Source organism: Nocardia sp. NPDC006982 (assembly GCF_042869435.1).
GTDB lineage: Bacteria > Actinomycetota > Actinomycetes > Mycobacteriales > Mycobacteriaceae > Nocardia.
In genome coordinates this window covers 90,650-107,434 of sequence record NZ_JBIAFV010000020.1, presented here as the reverse complement: position 1 = coordinate 107,434, position 16,785 = coordinate 90,650, and the positions used below count along the sequence as shown (strand labels likewise).

13 protein-coding genes are annotated in these 16,785 nt (G+C 65.1%); 6 read left to right on the top strand and 7 right to left on the bottom strand.

The features are described from left to right. Positions 1 to 44: 44 nt before the first annotated feature. Together ACFYOW_RS42955 and ACFYOW_RS42950 are read right to left on the bottom strand one after the other, a co-directional pair. On the bottom strand, positions 45 to 1,190 hold the full coding sequence (locus ACFYOW_RS42955; RefSeq protein WP_387296749.1) for a hypothetical protein: 1,146 nt from the start codon (positions 1,188 to 1,190) through the stop codon (positions 45 to 47). Next, complete coding sequence (locus ACFYOW_RS42950) at positions 1,190 to 2,146, bottom strand: C40 family peptidase (protein WP_387296747.1); 957 nt, start codon at positions 2,144 to 2,146, stop codon at positions 1,190 to 1,192. Before ACFYOW_RS42950 ends, ACFYOW_RS42955 begins: the two co-directional genes overlap by 1 nt. A 192-nt stretch (positions 2,147 to 2,338) precedes the next feature. Between ACFYOW_RS42950 and ACFYOW_RS42945 the strand changes: the two genes are divergently transcribed. Beyond that, the gene (locus ACFYOW_RS42945; protein ID WP_387296745.1) at positions 2,339 to 3,679 is read left to right on the top strand and encodes a hypothetical protein; all 1,341 of its coding nucleotides are present in this window, start codon (positions 2,339 to 2,341) and stop codon (positions 3,677 to 3,679) included. A gap of 530 nt (positions 3,680 to 4,209) precedes the next feature. Here ACFYOW_RS42945 and ACFYOW_RS42940 read toward each other — a convergent pair. From ACFYOW_RS42940 to ACFYOW_RS42920, 5 genes are all read right to left on the bottom strand, one after another. Then, positions 4,210 to 6,306 carry a hypothetical protein gene (locus tag ACFYOW_RS42940; RefSeq protein WP_387296743.1) on the bottom strand — a complete coding sequence of 699 codons (2,097 nt, stop codon included), beginning with the start codon at positions 6,304 to 6,306 and terminating at the stop codon, positions 4,210 to 4,212. 242 nt (positions 6,307 to 6,548) lie between these two features. Next, the gene (locus tag ACFYOW_RS42935) at positions 6,549 to 6,911 is read right to left on the bottom strand and encodes a hypothetical protein (RefSeq protein WP_387296741.1); all 363 of its coding nucleotides are present in this window, start codon (positions 6,909 to 6,911) and stop codon (positions 6,549 to 6,551) included. 85 nt (positions 6,912 to 6,996) lie between these two features. Then, the gene (locus ACFYOW_RS42930; protein ID WP_387296739.1) at positions 6,997 to 7,344 is read right to left on the bottom strand and encodes a hypothetical protein; all 348 of its coding nucleotides are present in this window, start codon (positions 7,342 to 7,344) and stop codon (positions 6,997 to 6,999) included. A 36-nt stretch (positions 7,345 to 7,380) separates the two neighbouring features. Further along, complete coding sequence (locus tag ACFYOW_RS42925; protein WP_387296829.1) at positions 7,381 to 7,698, bottom strand: hypothetical protein; 318 nt, start codon at positions 7,696 to 7,698, stop codon at positions 7,381 to 7,383. A 710-nt stretch (positions 7,699 to 8,408) separates the two neighbouring features. Continuing rightward, entirely contained in the window at positions 8,409 to 10,325 is a 1,917-nt protein-coding gene (locus tag ACFYOW_RS42920; RefSeq protein ID WP_387296737.1) for a type VII secretion target, read from the bottom strand. Positions 10,326 to 10,509: 184 nt separating this feature from the next. Between ACFYOW_RS42920 and ACFYOW_RS42915 the strand changes: the two genes are divergently transcribed. The 5 genes from ACFYOW_RS42915 (at position 10,510) to ACFYOW_RS42895 (ending at position 16,588) form a co-directional block, all read left to right on the top strand. After that, positions 10,510 to 10,941 carry a YbaB/EbfC family nucleoid-associated protein gene (locus tag ACFYOW_RS42915; protein ID WP_387296735.1) on the top strand — a complete coding sequence of 144 codons (432 nt, stop codon included), beginning with the start codon at positions 10,510 to 10,512 and terminating at the stop codon, positions 10,939 to 10,941. Between the two features lie 69 nt (positions 10,942 to 11,010). After that, the gene (locus ACFYOW_RS42910; RefSeq protein WP_387296733.1) at positions 11,011 to 12,699 is read left to right on the top strand and encodes a hypothetical protein; all 1,689 of its coding nucleotides are present in this window, start codon (positions 11,011 to 11,013) and stop codon (positions 12,697 to 12,699) included. Then, positions 12,696 to 12,977, top strand: a complete 282-nt coding sequence (locus tag ACFYOW_RS42905; protein ID WP_387296731.1) for a hypothetical protein — start codon at positions 12,696 to 12,698, stop codon at positions 12,975 to 12,977. The genes ACFYOW_RS42910 and ACFYOW_RS42905 overlap by 4 nt, the downstream gene beginning before the upstream one ends. Then, positions 12,974 to 16,300, top strand: a complete 3,327-nt coding sequence (locus ACFYOW_RS42900; protein WP_387296730.1) for a T3SS effector HopA1 family protein — start codon at positions 12,974 to 12,976, stop codon at positions 16,298 to 16,300. Before ACFYOW_RS42905 ends, ACFYOW_RS42900 begins: the two co-directional genes overlap by 4 nt. A 30-nt stretch (positions 16,301 to 16,330) precedes the next feature. Beyond that, positions 16,331 to 16,588: a hypothetical protein gene (locus tag ACFYOW_RS42895; protein ID WP_387296728.1), complete on the top strand. Its 258-nt coding sequence runs from the start codon at positions 16,331 to 16,333 to the stop codon at positions 16,586 to 16,588. Positions 16,589 to 16,785 lie beyond the last annotated feature (197 nt).

Here is a 16,785-nt window from a genome sequence, read left to right as displayed (position 1 = left end):
GGTACCCCACACCGTCGGCCGCCGCTTCTGTTTCGGCGGCCCGTTCACCGACCGCCATCTTCGCGACGCCGAACCGTGGGTACGGTGGCTGCCAATTCCCTCGATGTCTGCTCCGATTGCCGAGCAAGCTTCGACCACGGCGTTTCCCGCGGCTTGCGCGCCGTGGTCGCGCGCCGGTCCAGCGATTGGAAAGCCTTGGCGGGCACCGCTTTCGATACGGCCGCGCGCTGCGCCGAGGCCCGGACCGCATGCGCCCACGGTGTCACGAAACCGCGCGAACGGCTCGGTCCGGCCGGTGGTTGCATGCGGGGGCCGACTCGACCGACTTGGAATACACCGGAGTCGGTTGCCGGCGCGTCCTCGGCCGAGGGCGTGTCAGGCGTCCGCGGTTCGATGACCGGCGCGCCAGGCAGCTGCGGGTCGTCGAGGGGCACGCCGGGAATGTGCGGGTCGCCAGGAGCCGCGCCAGGAATCTGCGAGTCGGCAACAGCCGCGCCAGAAACATCCGAGTCGACAAGAACCGCACCAGAAACGCCCGAGTCGACAAGAACCGCACCAGAAACGCCCAAGTCGCCAGGAATCTGCGGTTCGACAATGGGTGCGCCAGGAATCTGCGGTTCGGCAGGGGGCACGGGCATTCGCGGTTCGCGAACCCGTTCGCCGGGCGACATGCTGACCGACGCCGTACCGGTGAACAACCTGTCGGCGTTGCGTCCGAGCGGTTCGACTGCCTTGCCGATCACGTCGATAACCAGGTAGCCGATCAGCGCCCGCTCCATCTGAGTGCACAGTCGACGTGCCGCCGCCGCGACGAGCGGTCCAGCGATGCGGGCGGCGGGTGTGGCGGTCATGGCCGCGTAAGTCGTTGCCAGCGCGGCGAGTTCGGTCAGGACCACCGCCTTCGTCACGGTGATCACGTAGGCCACCGCATCGAGAGCCTTCGCGATGATGGCGCAGACCCGATCGAGTTCGGCCTGATGGTCGCCGTCGGCACCGGTCCATGTCGCGACCAGGCGCTGGTACGCAGCGAGAGTATCCGCGCTCTCGTCGACACCGGGCCCGCGCGTATTCGCGGCAAAGGTGCGCACCTTGACCGCGAGTCCACGCACATCGCCTTCGTCGATATCCGGGTACCGAACCCCACAGCAGTCGAGGAAATCCGCGACCTCCGGCGGAATCTCCACCGCCACTACAGCACCCGCACCACAACGGCGTCGCCGGACATGCGCGACCACTTCACGGTCGAACCGGAATACGGCGCCTCGATCACCATGCCGTTGCCCGCGGCCAACTGGACATGCTCCGGCCCCCGCGCGCTGAACGAGCTCGCGGGAAATACCAGATCGCCCGGGCGCACATCCGCCGGAGAGACTCGCACTCCGCTGTAGATCTGCTCGTAGGTGGTCCGCGGCAGCACCACATGGCCGTCGGAGGCCTGTGCGATCGCGTACTGGGTCAGACCGGAACAGTCGAAACCGCCGCCACTGGGTCCACCTGCGCCACCCCCGCCCCAGATGTAGGGGGTGCCGAGCCATTCGCTGGCAGCGCCGACGGCTTTGCTGCCCGCAGTACCGTCCGATGGCACCCGAGGTCGGCCGCGCCGACCATTCGACAGCACCGCGGATCGGGAACGAGCCCGCCGACGCCGGCGCGGTGTCGTCCCGGCGGCCTTTCGCCGGGACAGTTCGGGCACGCCGGCCGGCACTATCTGCGCTGCCCGCTGACGGGCCGCCGCGACATCGGTATCGACCTGTTTGGCCGCTTTGGCGATGGTCGTATGGGCCGCTTCCAGCAAGGCGGGTCCGCTGAACCGGGTATCGCCGACCGATGCGATCGCCTGGATGCGCGACTGCAGGTCGGCGATCTGATTGGTCAACCGATTCCGGCCGACGACGGTGCCGTCCCCGGCCTCGCCGACGGTCTTGTGCACGACACCGTCTTTGCCCGCATGCGATTCCGCGATCGTCGATTGGATGCCGCGGGCATCGGTGTAGGTCGCCACGCCGGATCCGGCATGAGCACTCATATCGCTGGCGACTGTTCGAACGATGCTCGCGGTGGCGGCCGGATCGGGTTGCCCGTTTCCGTACAGCCCGAGCAGGGCGCGCAGGACCTCCTGGAGGTCACCCGTCAGTGCAGGCGACATTCGACCGACTCGCTCTCGCTCATCACCGACCGCCTCTCCGGAACTGCTCGCCAATGTTTCCCGGTTGGCACCGGTCGCCCCCGAATTTCGGGTAGTGACAACGACTATGAGGCAATTGCGCGAATGATTCATCTTCCCAGCCGCGGGAAGACACGACAATGGGAACAACTTCTGGGAGGCGGTGGCGACGATATGGCGGCAGAACTGGCGGGTACCGCGGCCGAGACCTGGCAAACGCTCTTCGGTTCTCCCACCACTGGCAATGCCGCGGGCCCCGGTGGTCCTTTGGGTTGGTCGCCTGGTGCTCCAGCCGGCCCACCGCCCGGTCCCCCGGGGAGCCAGCCACCCGCTGAGGGGTCCGGTGCGGCCGGTCCGCCGCCCCGTGATCCGTCCGGCCAGCTTCCCCCTGACGGTTCGGGCCATCCCCCGGGCGCCCCTGGTTCCCCCTCGGCCACCGCATTGCTCGGCGCACCGCCCGGAGCAACCAATACCGCTACCGCCACGTCGAGCAAGGCCAAAACCGGCCACTACTGGACGGTGGAGCTGACACCGCCGCCGGGCGCGTCGGCGGGTTTGAAGGCATTCATCGCCATGGCCGAAGAGGCCATCCAAACCGCCGTCGATTTGCTAGGACGCGGTACCCCCGACCTGCCGCCCAAAGTCGACGACCTACTGCGACCGGTGATCTACGAGAGCATCGGCGACAGCCTGATGAAGAAGCAGTACGAGGAAGCCCTGGCCAAGGTCCAGTCCAGGCAGACCGCATTGCTGACCTACGACACCAAGGTCATGAAGACCTCGATCGTGGTGGCCGCGGGCAGTGACGAGACGCTGCGCGCGATCAAGGAGATCGTTGCCGAACTCCAGACAAAACTGAAGGCCGCTGGGAGTGGGAAGCTCAAACCCGCTCGAGAGGTGGCCCTCATGAAGCTGGTCGCCGAGGCGATCGACCTCGTCTACGAAAAGGTCGAAGCGGTCTACCAGCTCAACAACGATATGGCCGGAGACGGTAACAACGGCTCCGGCAGCAGTGGCTCCGGCGGCAGTGGCCAGTCCGGATCCGGCAGTGCCGGTGGTGGGGGCTCCGGCGACGGCGGGCTCGGGCAATTGGTGTCGATGCTCGGCATGCTGCCCATGATGGCAATGCCACTGGTGGCGCAGTTGCCGCAATTGCTGAAGCAGCAAGACAAGGACAAAGACAAGGACAAAGACGCGGCCGAGGACGCCGCGCAGACGGGCCAGGCCCAGCCGCAGGCGGCAGCACCCGGCGCCGCGCCGGGCAGTCCTGCCCCCGCGCCTGCGGCAGCACCCAGTGCAGGCCAACCCGCACCGGCCGCGACGGCAAGCGCGAGTACGCCTGGATCGGCCACGCCGGTGGCGAATATGTCCCCGGTGTCGGCTCGCGCCAATGTCCGACGCGCGGTGAATCGGAACGGAACGGCTGCGACCGATACCGATACCGATACCGACGAAACGCACGAGAACGATCCCGAGGACGAGGTCACCGTGGATTCGCCTGTGGTACAGGCGTAATCGAAGGTTTATTCCTTCCGCATCGCCAGACGACATCGCCTGCCGAGTCGCGGCAAGGGCCGAATTGAGCTGGCACGAAACGGATCCCATCTGCAGGGGCGCACGCTTCGGCAGGGTGTCGCGTCCAATACCGATCGGCGCCGGATCAGCTTCCGCTTCGGGCCGACGTGCATAGCCCGCAGAATTTTATAAGAGCGACCGCTGTGCCATGTCAGATCGCCCACGCGGAAGGCGCAACGTGAGCTATCACATAGCAGGGCGACTTGCACCCGAACAGCCGTGGTCCGCTATGACTCGAGGGCAACACGATGCCGCGTCGGACCGATAGCGCGAAACCCGCCGCGCGAGCAGCTCGCACAGCAGAGCCGACTTCGCCCCGAACAGCTGCGATCTCCAATGACTCGAGGCGACCACGACGCCCGCATCAGACCGCTAGCGGGGAACCGCCACGCGAGCTGTTTCCACAGCAAGACCGCCCTGCGCCCCAACCAGCCGTGGTCCCCTTTGGTTCAGGGGACCACGGCGGCGTATCAGATCGTCGGCGCGGTAACCGCAGGCGGAGCTGTCGGTGCTGCCGGTGCCGCGGTGACACCGGGCGCGCTCGGCGTCGCGGGCGTTTGCGGCTGCTGTGCGGACTTGTCCAGATCGGCGCCACTCGGGTGGAAGAATCCTTGGAACTCGCCGTAGCCGCCGGTGCCGCCGTCGGGTGGATTGTTCGGGTCCAACGGCACGAGCTGGCCGTTGACGATGACCTCCAGCCCCGAAGGTTCCACCACGACGATCGCACTCCGATTCGCCCACTGCACGACGTCACCGGTCTGTAGGTGGGCACTATCGACCGAAACCCATGGACTGCCCGCCGAGGGCTGCCCGGTCGTGCCCGCGTAGGCCGACCTGGCATCGCTGCCGTTCGGATTGTTGAGTTCCTTGTTCACGGCCTGCGAGACCGCCGAGGACACCTTCTGCGTCGTGCCGTCGGGCAGCTTCATATCGACCATCGACCGACCATCGGCGCCCACCGGCGGCGGTGTGGCACTGGCGTCCGCTTGAACAACATTGGTCGGCGTGTTCGAGGCGACGGCCGGCTGAGCCTGGGCCTGCGCCGCGGCCTGCTGCTGCTCTTCCTCCCTGCGCCGCCGGCGCCGCTCCTCGCGGTCCTGTTCCTCGCGCTGGTTGTGGTCGTCCTGGCCGTTGTTCCCCGCCATCTGCTGCATCATCTGCGACATCATCATCGGCAGCATCATCGAGCTCATATCCATGCCGCCGGACCCCGAAGAACCGCCGCTACCGGTGTTGTATCCGGCCTGGGTCGCCTGGTTGCTGCCGCTGGATCCCTTCGCGCTGTCCTCGAGCTTGCTTATCGCCGAATTGATCGCGGCCGCGACGCCACTGTTCGCGCCGCTGGTATCGGTGCTGGTGCCGTCGGTCGTGCCGCCGGCAGTGGTCGCATCCGAACCGTCGCCGAGAAGATCCTTGTAGGTATTGCTGTAGTCGGCGTCGCTGGGAGAGGGCGTCGGGGTAGGAGTCGGAGTAGGCGTCGGCGTCGGCGTCGGCGTCGGGGTAGGAGCGGGAGCGGGAGCGGGAGCGGGAGCGGGAGCGGGAGCAGGAGCAGGAGCAGGAGCGGGACTGGCAAACCCAGGGAAATCCCCGAACTTGTCTGCGCGTTCCTCGGCTCGGTCCGCGTAGTCGGAGACCTGCCCCCTGCAGTACTCGATCGCCTGATTGACGAGGCCGTAAATGGGCTTTTCCTCGACTCTGTTCTGTATACCAGGCGCTGTGAAGTTGTCTTCGCTGAAAGTACTCCCGCCGTAGTATCCGGCATGAGGTTTTAGGAGTACCGCCCAGATATCGTCGTGGGTCTGCTGAATCTTGTCGTACATCCGCTGGTATGTACGGTAATTATCGTAAGTGAGTTCCTTGTTCTCCAGCTCGAATTTATCATCCATTCGCTGCCACTCACCGGTCAGTTCGTGGAGAAAATCCGAAGCCTTTTGATATCCATCTTCGGTCGCGCCCGACGCCCCTTTTGCTTCAACTTCTGCGCCGTCTCCAATTTTGTCGTAGAAGTTGCCGCTCAGGTCGTCATCGAAGTGGTTAGTATCCTTGCCGTTCTTGGGGGAGTCGAAGGCGATCGGCTTCTTGCCCTTACCCATTTGGAACATCAAATAGGCGAGACGAAAGTTCGCCAAATCGATGAATGTCTTAAGGTCGTCCGAAGCACTACCCGGGGGAACTCGAATCTTCAGCGGGAACTCACTGATATCGTCGCCCGATTTGAAGTCTTTTTTGTCGGCCCCTAAGAAGTCTTTCTTTTCCTTTTCCGCCGCCAGCTCGGCTTTACTTTTGGTCGGTGTTTGATCGTGGTCGGTCTTCCTATCGTCGGGGTTGATAACGATGGTGCCATTGACATTCCTTACCCCATATGCGTGGCCATCCGGGGTAACAAGGTAATCGATGTCACTGGGACGGTCCCAGGTCTTTATTTTTTTCGGATCCCCCCCATCAGGGTTCACCTCATACAGGGTTACCGGGCCGGTCCCCTCCTGCGCGGTGTAGAAACCCGACGCGGGCGGTTTCGAGTCCTTTTTTTCTTGACCGTCACTGGTGTCCACGTAGTAATTGGTCATGCCTCACCCCCGACAGGAAAAATTGCCGCAGCGCTTGCAAACCCTATCCCGGTGCCATTGGTTTGATTGCCTGACGAGACGATAGTTTCCGAATCTACGCGCTCGGTGACCATTCGGCAGCCATCCCGGATGCCCCACCCATCAGCACAATCCTCGATCACATGAGGCCACCGAACTGTTCGCGAGCCGGTAACAGCCATACCGAATCCTCCTATCCGAACACCCGTCGGACCACTAGGGCTTCACACCTCCGGCGCCGACCCGCGGACGGTCGCACCACCCTCGCCATCGGCGCCCTCTAGTGCACCTGCGGCCGAATGCGCAGTGTCGTCCATATATTGATGGCCATCCGCCACCGACGTCCAACCGGCGCCACGAGCCTCGAGGTATCGCCGACCGAGCTTCACCAGAAACGCGTCGGCCGCGTAACCGAGATTCGAATGAAAATTGGCCTCATAATCAGGATCGTTTTTCGCCCGCTCGAGAAAGGAGCCTACAGCGCCGCCGTGGACGCTGCCCCGGCTGCGCAGATTTTGCGGATCTTGATTCAAATTGTCCATATAGACGAACTCTTTCCACTCCGAGCGATGTCGCCATTCTCGCACATCCCCACCCCTGGGGAGAGCGGAGAGGCGGCTGGAGGAGTTAGAACAAGCTGCTCAGGCCCGTGCCGGTCTCGGGCGGCCGGAATCAGAAACCGTCACCGAACTCGGCCTTCTCGATAATGTTGTACTCGGCTTCGGTGGGGAATCCCAATGAGTCGGCCAGACGCGGTAACCCACCGTTGTGCAGCAGCTCCGCACGGCGACCGACCCGGGACTTCAGGTAGGCGAGGCGAGCGACTCGCAAAATCTCACTGGCTAGCCAGTCGTCCGTGTGCTCCCCCACCTCATCGCCGAGATGTAGACCAACGATCGTGCCACTGCGGTTGCAGGCCACACCAACCGAATAGCCGGGGTTGAACGCCTCGTACACAAGGTTGCGCCAATCGGGCGGGGATTCGGCCCCAACGTCGTCCGAGATATCCTGATCCGTCACCGCATCACTCCTGGGATCGTCGATCGCACCGACAAGTTACGGCTGCGGCCGCGGCGCCTCGGGCCAGGTCGTCTCCTTGACGGCAATTTCGTGCTGCCGCGCGGCGTCGGTCGTGCTGTCCCGAATCGCTGCCATGATGTCGGCCACCAACTCCTGCATGCCCGCGGCGTGCGCGATCGTTCCGGGGGCGATGTACAGATCGGTGAGTTTGCCCATCGCGTCCAGTTCTGGAATAACCCGGCCGGTGGGGGACGGGCGTCGGGCGCGAATCCGGTCGATCCGCTCCAGCATGTCATCGGCGGCATGCACCAGCGCCCGACTGGATTCCAGCGCCGACACCGTATACGGATGCATCACTCGGGCCCACTTTCCCGCCAGGCGCCCGGCATACGACGAGCCATCCCCTCGGCGACAGGGCATGGGCCTGACACCGCTCGAACGGGCATACCGGACCGTACGGTCATACGCACAGCGGGGTTGACGCCCAGTTCTTTTCGCATGCCACCTCCTCCTGTGAATGATAGGTTCCCGTTCTTCATACTTTTCGTGCCGCCTTCCCACTTCTGAGAAGACGATGGAGACCCGCCCGACCCCACCGAGCCACGAGGTGATCTGAAGGCCCCGGTACAACGATGTCCCCGTGCCGATGAAGGTGGTCCGCAACTTCGGCGATCCGGCACGGGAAGTGCTGTCCGAGTTCGTCCGCTGTGGTGTCGAAGTGGGAAGCTTCCCCACCACAACTTCTTCGTCTGCTGTACACATTGCGCAAATGGCCCTGCCTCGGGCTCACCATGATGCGAGGCGACATCAAGACCTGACCGGACTCGTATACGAACTCGCATCCCGACACCACCGAGGCCGTCGAGGCCCTCGCTTGGGTAGCTGAATCGAGCGGAGCAACCTGGCGTTACGCTGCAGTCGGACTGGGCTACTCAGCCGCGCGCGGCATCGACAAACTCAATGTCTATGGCACCCCCACCTGGAGTGCCGTATAGCGCGCGCTGGCTGATCGCCTACGACACCCGACTGCCGCCGCCGAACTTCAGCGGCAGACACCTGTGACCCTACTGCCGATCCGGTGCCACAACAGGCGGCGGAGCGGCTGGCGCGACCACCGCCCCGGCCGGCGGTCCGGCCGTAACCGGGGCACTGACCGAGGGAGCACTGACGGCAGGGGCACTGACCGCGGCTCCCGCCGGACGGGAGACGCGCTCGTCCTCGCCAACCGACACCGCGGCCGGAACCTCCACGAACTGCGGATGACCCACGATCTGCTCGTGTGCGTAGATCGCGTCGCGCAGGTTCTGCCGCTCCGACTCCTCGGCCAGCAACAACACCAATTCGTTGCATCGGCGCTCGAAGATCATGTCACGCAAAGCGGAAGATTCAGTGTCGACCCGCAGGTCACCGAGTCCGACGCGGCCCACGTCTACCCGGCGCGACAGCATCGACGCGGCCAGCAGATCGTCAGCATCGCGCAGCTCGTCCCACAGCTGCCGGGATACGCTCTGCCCGGCCCGCACGGCCGAGAGAATCCGGTCACGCAGTTGCCGCGCACCTGCGGCATCGGCGCTGGCGGCCACCGATCGGCCGACCCGGGTGTGCGCATCCGTCGCCAACTGGACACAGCGCTCGCGCACCTGCTGATCCGACACGCTCGCAACGGATTGCAGCGCGGTCGGGGAACCGACCAGACCGAGCCGGTCCGCGGTATCAGGGGTGAACTCGCGCAAGTCGACGTCATAGGTCGGGCCGACGAGTCCTTCCATCGCCACTTCGCTCAGCTGAGTGCGCAGACCGGGATCGATCGGGCCGGAGGAGACCAGCGCCGACAGGCTCGCATTCGCCTTTGGACCCCAGGCCAGGCCGAACTCGACCAGTACCCGCGCGGGATCCGACACACTTTCCCAGGATGAGGTGCTCGCATCGGCCCCGAGTAGTTCATCCCACGACCAGGGCGTCGAGACTTCGCGTGGCAAGTAGAGCTTGGCGGGCAGCCAGCCGCGGCCCTCGTTCGAGGTGATGAATACACCGGCGCCGGCCGGACCGCGCATCACCGCGACCGCCCAGGCCATACCCACCGGCGAGTCGACAGCGGCGAGCACACTGCTGAGCAGGGTCCTGGCCAGTACCAAATCGTCGTTCACTGCATTGCTCACCACGTAGGCCGGTTCGGCCTCCTTATCCTTCGCGGCGGCGACGGCGGAGGCGAACGGTGTGCCAACCGGCACCGACACCGACACCGGCATCGGGCTGGCATCGCCGGCCGCGCTGGCACCGGTCGGTGGCTGACTTGAACCGCGATCGTCCGCCGAACCGGCGTACAGCGGTCCCACACCCGGTCCGGAGCCGAGTGGCCCGCCTGATACCGACGGTGATGTGGTTCCCGCTGTCACGTCGGATGTACCGGTTGTAGTCGTCTGATCCGGGTGCGAAATCGCGCCCGGCGAACTGGATGGGCCGCCGGGCCCGCCCGGTGCCGCGCTCGTCGGCGTCGAACCATTCGATGCCGCGGGGGCCATCGGGTTGTCGGTCGACGTAGGGCCTCCGCCCGGTCCGCCACCCGGTCCGCCGCCGGGCCCACCCCCGGGGCCGGCGGGTGGCGGGGTGTGCTGAGTATTCGGGTCCAAGCCGTTGGACGTCGGCTCGCTGTGCGGACCCCCGAGGCCTTGTCCGATTGTTCGGAGGTTCGACGCCATTTCATGGTCGGCGTTTTCATAGGAATCGGCCGAGTCCCGAAGCGACTTCGCGGTGTTGAAGTGCTCCTGTGCCAGCGCCTTACCAGCGCGTTCGCGGGCGTTGTAATACTTCACCAGCGCTTGGCGAACGGGATCCGCGATCGTTCCATAGGTCGACTGGAAGCTCGCCAGCCACGCGTGCGGAGGCTCCGCCCACGCAAGAGTATCGCGCCCGACCTGCTCATGTTGCTGCGCCAACTGACGCAGCACCGCGGGGTCGATATTCGTGCTGGGTTCCGGCATTCTTCGATCAGACCCTTTCCTGCCGCCGTTCTCAACATTGTCAATCCTTCCCACTGACGGGAAATACCGACTGAACTCCCGCTGCGGGAAGCTGGACCCGCGCGATCGATGGCGGACCGACGAATCCCCCCGAACGGATGCCGAGCCCGGTCGGCCGACAGCGATGAACGAGGTGGGAGCCGTAATGGACCAATGGGAGCTCGAAAGCCTGCGATCGGCGAACAACGGTATGCGAAATCAGATCGACTACACCATGGATGTCTACGAGAAACAGCAGGCTCAGCTAGCCGAGATCCAGCAGCAACTGGACGCACTGCGGGTACAGGCGAGTTCATCCGATCGGTTGGTCGAGGTGACCGTGGACGGTGCCGGGGTGGTCACCGACGTGCGATTGACCGCGCAGGCGATGCGCGCGAAGCCGGAGAATGTCGGGCGAGCGATTGTCGAGGCCGCGCAGGCCGCGGCGCGGTCGGCGCGCTCGCAACATGACGCACTGATCGCGCCGATCGTCGACACCGCCGAGCTGATGCCAGATCTGCCCGATCTTGTGCCAGGGGCGCCGAGCTGGCGCGATGCCCGCAACTCCGCCGAGAACGACGGTGTGCGCGCCGATTGAGTACTCCCATTCCTGGGAAGACTATGTCGAGCGCGGGAGAATTGACCGCAGTAGGCGTGAGGAGTCGATGTGGCGCACTCGTTAGAAGTCGATGAGGAGCGACTTCGTGCGCTGGTTCCGGAATTCGAGGATATAGGCGCCGAAGCGCAGCGCGTACTCGACCAGTTGAAGGCCGCGCTCGCGCGCGAAGGCGAACCTTGGGGCAAGGATGCTCCCGGCCAGGCATTCGCCGAGACCTATGTGCCGGATAGGGACAAAGGCATCGCGAGCCTGGCGAAGACGGTCGCGAGCCTGCGCGAAGAGGGCAAGGTAGTCAGCGACCTCGTAGACAGCTTCGACCGCGAGGATCGCGAGGCCGCTCGGGCGATCGGTGACACCGAGCAGCAATTACCCTCCAATAATCCGAGCGTTGACTCGAACATGCCGATCGATCAATACGGACAGGGCTGGCAGAAGCCGGTCGAGACGAACTCCACACCCGTCGCCACGCGGTCGCCGACCGAATCGCCACCCGCAACCAGCGATCGGTCCACGCCGTCGTCGACCGCCACGCCCGATACCTCAGTCAGTGCACAGCCGCCTCCCGCATCCACCGCAGGGACGGCACCGGGGGGCGGATACGGAAACGGCCTACCCGATCTGAACAGTCCGTTCGGTCAGGGTGCCAGCTTGCCGGATACTCCTCACACCTCCGGTTCCCGCCCGGAATCGGCGACCGCCGCAGATGATTCAGCGCCACCGGCCACTGCCGGACCAGCCGTCGATGCGCCTGCGGCCGACCGCCAGCAGCCGAATACACCGTGGTCGAAAACTGCGTCCAGGACCGGTTCCACATCGGACACCCCCGCGCCGAAGGGCGCGGCCGCCGCACCTGCCCAGACCCCTGCACCGACCAACACCGCGCCGCAGGTATCGGCGCCGTCGAGTACGCCGCCGCGGATGTCCGCGCCGCACCTGCCCGAGCAACACCAGCAGCAAGCCCGTCCGGCGGCGAAGGCGGCGGGCAAGGCCTTCGGCGCCGAAGGGAAATCCGGCGCGCGTCATCCATGGGCGGCCGATGGTGCGTCGCTCGGTGAAAATGCCTTGCTAGCACGCAAATTGTCCGATCGACATGATCTCGAGCTCGTCGGTTTCGACGATCCGACTGTCGATGGATACACGATCCGGGAGATCGCGGCGGCACTGGACGACGTGCTCACCCAGTACCCGTATGTCGATCTGCGACAGATAGTGATCGCCGAATCCGCCGAATCCGCCACGCGCCTGGAATGGGACTGGGTCGCGGGAGCCACCGGTCCGGAGCCGTTCACCCGTCGCATCGTGCTCGACACCGTGGTCGCCCGCAATCCCGCGGTATTCGCCGAATACATCCGTAGCGCAACGCATTCTGGAAAACTCGCGCGCGGGTCGGACCGGCGGCCGGTGTACTCGACAATGGTCCGCGAACTCGGACACGCACTCGATGTCGCCGGTAGCTTCCGTGCCAGACAGGCGGCTCAGGATGCGCTGATCGCGGAGTTCACGCGCACCCGAGGCACCATACTGCGCGAGAATGTGGACACCGCGTCGAGTTCGGAGTACGAGCAGTGGCGCGCCCAGCTGAGCGGCTATGGATTCCACAACGGCCGTTTCGACGCCGGGATGGCGGTGGCGGACGCGTTCACCGAGGTGCAGATCAACGGTTCCGAGGCAGCAGCGCCCGCAAAGGTGTTGCACCACTTACTGATCGACACTGCACGGAAGTCGGCGACGCCATGAGCTTCGGCGGTGGACACACCGCCGAAGCGCGGAACAGCACCTTCGAGACCGAACTGTCCTCGGCAGTCGGCGGTCGGCCGATGCGGATGCACGTGGGGTTGGGACCGGATACGGACTCCGCGTTGATCACTATCGCTCTGGCTCATCCGGATATCACCGACGACATGATCGCAACGGCGCGTCGGGCATTCGTGGCTGAGTCGGTTGTCGCCGACGTTGTCACAGAAGTTCCGGGACCGCCAGCGGAACCAACCGCGATACCGGGTGCGGCGCTGTGACACTGACGCTGCCAGCGTTCTTTCCGAAGTGGCTGGTCGAAGCCCTGGCGGGGTACTGGCCGGATTGCGACGAGGATGCGTTGCGCCGCGAGGGTGACCACTGGGCGGCGGGCGGCGACGGCTGCCGCAAGCTCGCCACACGGCACGATACGGCGTCCGCTACGGAAAAGACGGCCCTCCACGGCTTCAGCGCCGACACAAAGGCGACCAGGAATGTGCAGCTCGGCGACGATCTGCGCAACCAGGCCGATTACTGCGACTACATGGCTGAACAGTGCTACCAGAAGGCCAACGACTGCGAATTCACCAAGCTGCAGGTGATCGGAACCGGAATCGCGCTGCTGACCCAGCTGGTGGTGGATGCCATGCTGTCCGCCCCGGGTGTCGTGAAGGCGGCCGAGGACAGGGCGGCCGCCGAAGCGTCGTGGGCCGCGAGCGCCCGACGGTACTTCGGGAGGGTCAAGAAGGTCGGGCTGGACTGTGCCGCCAAGCGCAGCGGTATTCCGCTGGCCAAGGCCACCGCCATCGGGGCCGGACTCGGTGCCGGTACTGCCGCCGCCGTCAATGCCGGGGCCCAGCTCTACCAGAAAGAAGTATTACACCACCGGGACGAAATAGATTTGGGCATGGTCGGAGATGCCGCGATCATCGGCGGCGTCGGCGGTGGCATCGGAGCGCGCTTCGCCTCGCGGGTGGCTCCCCGAATCAACAAGTTCCTCGGCAAGGTCGCCGGGAAGTCCGAGTCCAATCTCGTCCGCTACGGCGCGCATGTCACCGCGGGAGTGCTGATCGGCGGGGTCGGCGGTGTCGCGGGCGCGGTCGCCGGTGCGGGCGCCGGGATACTCGTCACCGGACATATCCCGGATGCCAAGGAAATGCGCACCGCGGTACTCCAGGGTTTCGTCGGCGGCTTCGTCGGTTCGGCGACCATCTTCGCCCGGCCCCTGCCGCCCCGGGTGGTGCGGACCAGTAGTAGGACATCGACGTCGTCGAACTCGACCTCGACCACAACTCCGGCCAGCACACCGCCCGGCGGTAGTGGACCGCACCCGGGCACGACGCCACCCGGCACGACACCACCGGCCACACCCCCTGGGACCACACCACCGGCCACTCCCCCGGGCACCACACCACCTGTCACACCTCCAGGCACCACACCACCAGCGTCGCCCCCGGGGGTTACACCACCACCCCGCACCCCACCACCAGGCGGCACTACACCACCAGCCGGCACTACACCACCAGCCGGCACTACACCACCAGGGGGCACTACACCACCGCCGACGACGGGCACGCCGCCCACGACACCAGGCACGCCACCACACCCCACAGCGCCCGACGGAACCCGACGCGTTACGCCACCACCGCAGGGAACCCCACCCCCCACGACAACACCGCCGGGCACAGGCACGCCTCCCGGCACCAGCACCCCGCCGCCCGGCACCACGCCACCCGGCCCAACAGGATCACGCCCAGACTCCACTGCGCCCGGACCGGGTGACCCGACGGGCGGCAAACCCGCCAAACCGGCGACCGACGAACCCGAGGCACTTCCCCCACGCACCGGCGAACCGCCGATCGCGCGTCCAGACCCGGGCGGGTCCGACGGAGGTGTCCCGCCACAGCAACCGGAAGACGGGACCACGCCACCCGACCCCACTCGGGGCAAAACAGATCCGCCCGAGCCCGCGGGGGCCGTGCCCTCACGCGAGCCCTACAAAATGTACGAGCCGGACGAACTGCCCGATTACCTCAAACGCTCCCCGGGCGAGAACTCCGATCAACCTGAGCCGTATTCTCAGCATCCACCGAGCGAGGAGCCACAGGTCAAGCCGCAACGGCCGCATGGCGAGGAGGAGACACCGCCGGGTCCCCCAGCCCCACGGCATCCCGACGAGCCCGCTTCCCCAAACGGCGACAAGCTGGTCTGGCCTCCGCGTGCACCCGACCACGAAGCAACTCCACCGCCGCCCGAACACACACCGGGCGCACGGGATCCTGGCGAGCCGTCGCACACCGGAAAGACCCCGCCGCATACAGAAGAATTCGTGCCGCCCGAGCACGACTCGGAGGCCGGGTCCCAGCGCGCACATGACGAAGCGACAACACCGCCACCGGACCACCACACCCAAGGCGACGGGGAGCCGCAGCGCACGCAGCCACTCGACGAGGAAATACCGCCCCCTGCGGGCGAATCGTCCCGTGAGTTGTGGCCAGCGGGGCATCCGGATTCGGCCATCTTCGATCGTGCTGTCGAAAGATTCCCGGAGGTATTCGACCGCCCCCGCACGCTGCAGGAATTGCACCAGGCCATGGTTCCGCGAATGACATTCGAGGAAGTCCACCAGGCACTACGTCCTGATCTGTCGCTCGAGGAGTTCGCGCGAATAGCGCCCCCGGATATGACGATGGAAGCCGTACGTAGGGCTGCACGGCCCGACCTGTCTTTCGACGAGTTCCTCGAGATCGTGCAGCCGGGCATGACCTTCGACGAGCTGATGGCGGTGCGTGATTTCTCGTATCAGCAGCAGGGATTGGAAGCTCCGCCGCTGTCCCGCGAGAACCTGGAACAGTTTATGCAGAAAATTTGGGCGGAACAGGATTTAATTGGGGTTCGAAATGATGTGTACGTCAAATATCACCAATCGCCCGAGTACAATACCATAGCCGATCCGGTCGCCTTCGTCGGAGAATTGGGAGATATTCTCGGCAACCGCGCACCGGGCAGTCAGCAAGCTGTCATACAACACGGCCGGGGACCCGAGAAGGTCCTTACACCCGAGAATGCACGCGAGGTGAATCCGTGGGACATCGGATTTCTTTTTTACCACCGCATGGACGCAGATCCTGACGTCGGCTATCGCGTGTACATAAATGCACAGGGCGATTCGACCCCAGCTCTCCTGCGCGGCATCGTGCACGAAGTGGTGGACCGCCCTGATCAATTCCCCGGCGTCTACGCCGCGAAGGTTGGTGGCCCCCGAAGACTGAGCACGGACAGTATCGTCGTTTATGTGCAGGACATATCGCACGCCTATCGGGTTGCCGACTGGCTGCGGCAATATCAGACGCAGCACCCTGAGACTTTCCTTTGGGATGTACCCGCCATGACGCAGCAGGTCATGGAGGGCGTAAGCATCGGTGCCGAACCATCGCAACCACGCAGCAGCTTCGGCGGTATCCGAGCAGACGCGATCTTCGAGGCATTGCAGTCGGTCCGCGTGAACGGCGGCGACTACATGGACTTCCGCGCTGCAGTCCTGGCCGAGCTCGACAGGTACGGGGTGGATCACATGCTTCCGCACCAGAACACCACTTCATGATCGAATGTGTCGCACACGGAGGAGGTTTATATGACCGATCAGCAGCGGATCGACACCGCCCGCGACATCGTCACCGACTACCTGCGCGGGTACATTGATCCGGTCCGAAATCCGGACATGTTCGACGACGATATCGTGTACTTCGCGGTGGCCCGCCTCGACCGCTACGACGTCGACTGGTTGTTGGCTCAGCTCGCGAATCCGCAATGGCCGCAGAAAATTCGGGCCGATATCGCGGCGATGATGCCCGGGCACTACGCCGAAGGCCAAGCGGCACTCGGGGATTGATGCCGCGGCCTCATGCGTCCGGGCTCGTCCGCTGCACCTGCGCGCCGCTATCGCTGTCTGTCGTCTCGAATGCATTCGCGGCAACCGTCAAGGTGTCACCCGTAGCATTTCGGCCGTCACCCACTCGGATATAGCCGATCTTGCGCTCGATGATGTACTGGCTGGCGAACACCCGCTACGCGTTGGCCCTGGTCAAC

Bases quoted from the DNA above. Each gene is read 5' to 3' on its own strand.
- ACFYOW_RS42915 (WP_387296735.1), top strand. From the start codon at position 10,510: ATGGACCAATGGGAGCTCGAAAGCCTGCGATCGGCGAACAACGGTATG.
- ACFYOW_RS42905 (WP_387296731.1), top strand. From the start codon at position 12,696: ATGAGCTTCGGCGGTGGACACACCGCCGAAGCGCGGAACAGCACCTTC.
- ACFYOW_RS42940 (WP_387296743.1), bottom strand. From the start codon at position 6,306: ATGACCAATTACTACGTGGACACCAGTGACGGTCAAGAAAAAAAGGAC.
- ACFYOW_RS42945 (WP_387296745.1), top strand. From the start codon at position 2,339: ATGGCGGCAGAACTGGCGGGTACCGCGGCCGAGACCTGGCAAACGCTC.
- ACFYOW_RS42950 (WP_387296747.1), bottom strand. From the start codon at position 2,146: ATGTCGCCTGCACTGACGGGTGACCTCCAGGAGGTCCTGCGCGCCCTG.
- ACFYOW_RS42925 (WP_387296829.1), bottom strand. From the start codon at position 7,698: ATGCATCCGTATACGGTGTCGGCGCTGGAATCCAGTCGGGCGCTGGTG.
- ACFYOW_RS42895 (WP_387296728.1), top strand. From the start codon at position 16,331: ATGACCGATCAGCAGCGGATCGACACCGCCCGCGACATCGTCACCGAC.
- ACFYOW_RS42920 (WP_387296737.1), bottom strand. From the start codon at position 10,325: ATGCCGGAACCCAGCACGAATATCGACCCCGCGGTGCTGCGTCAGTTG.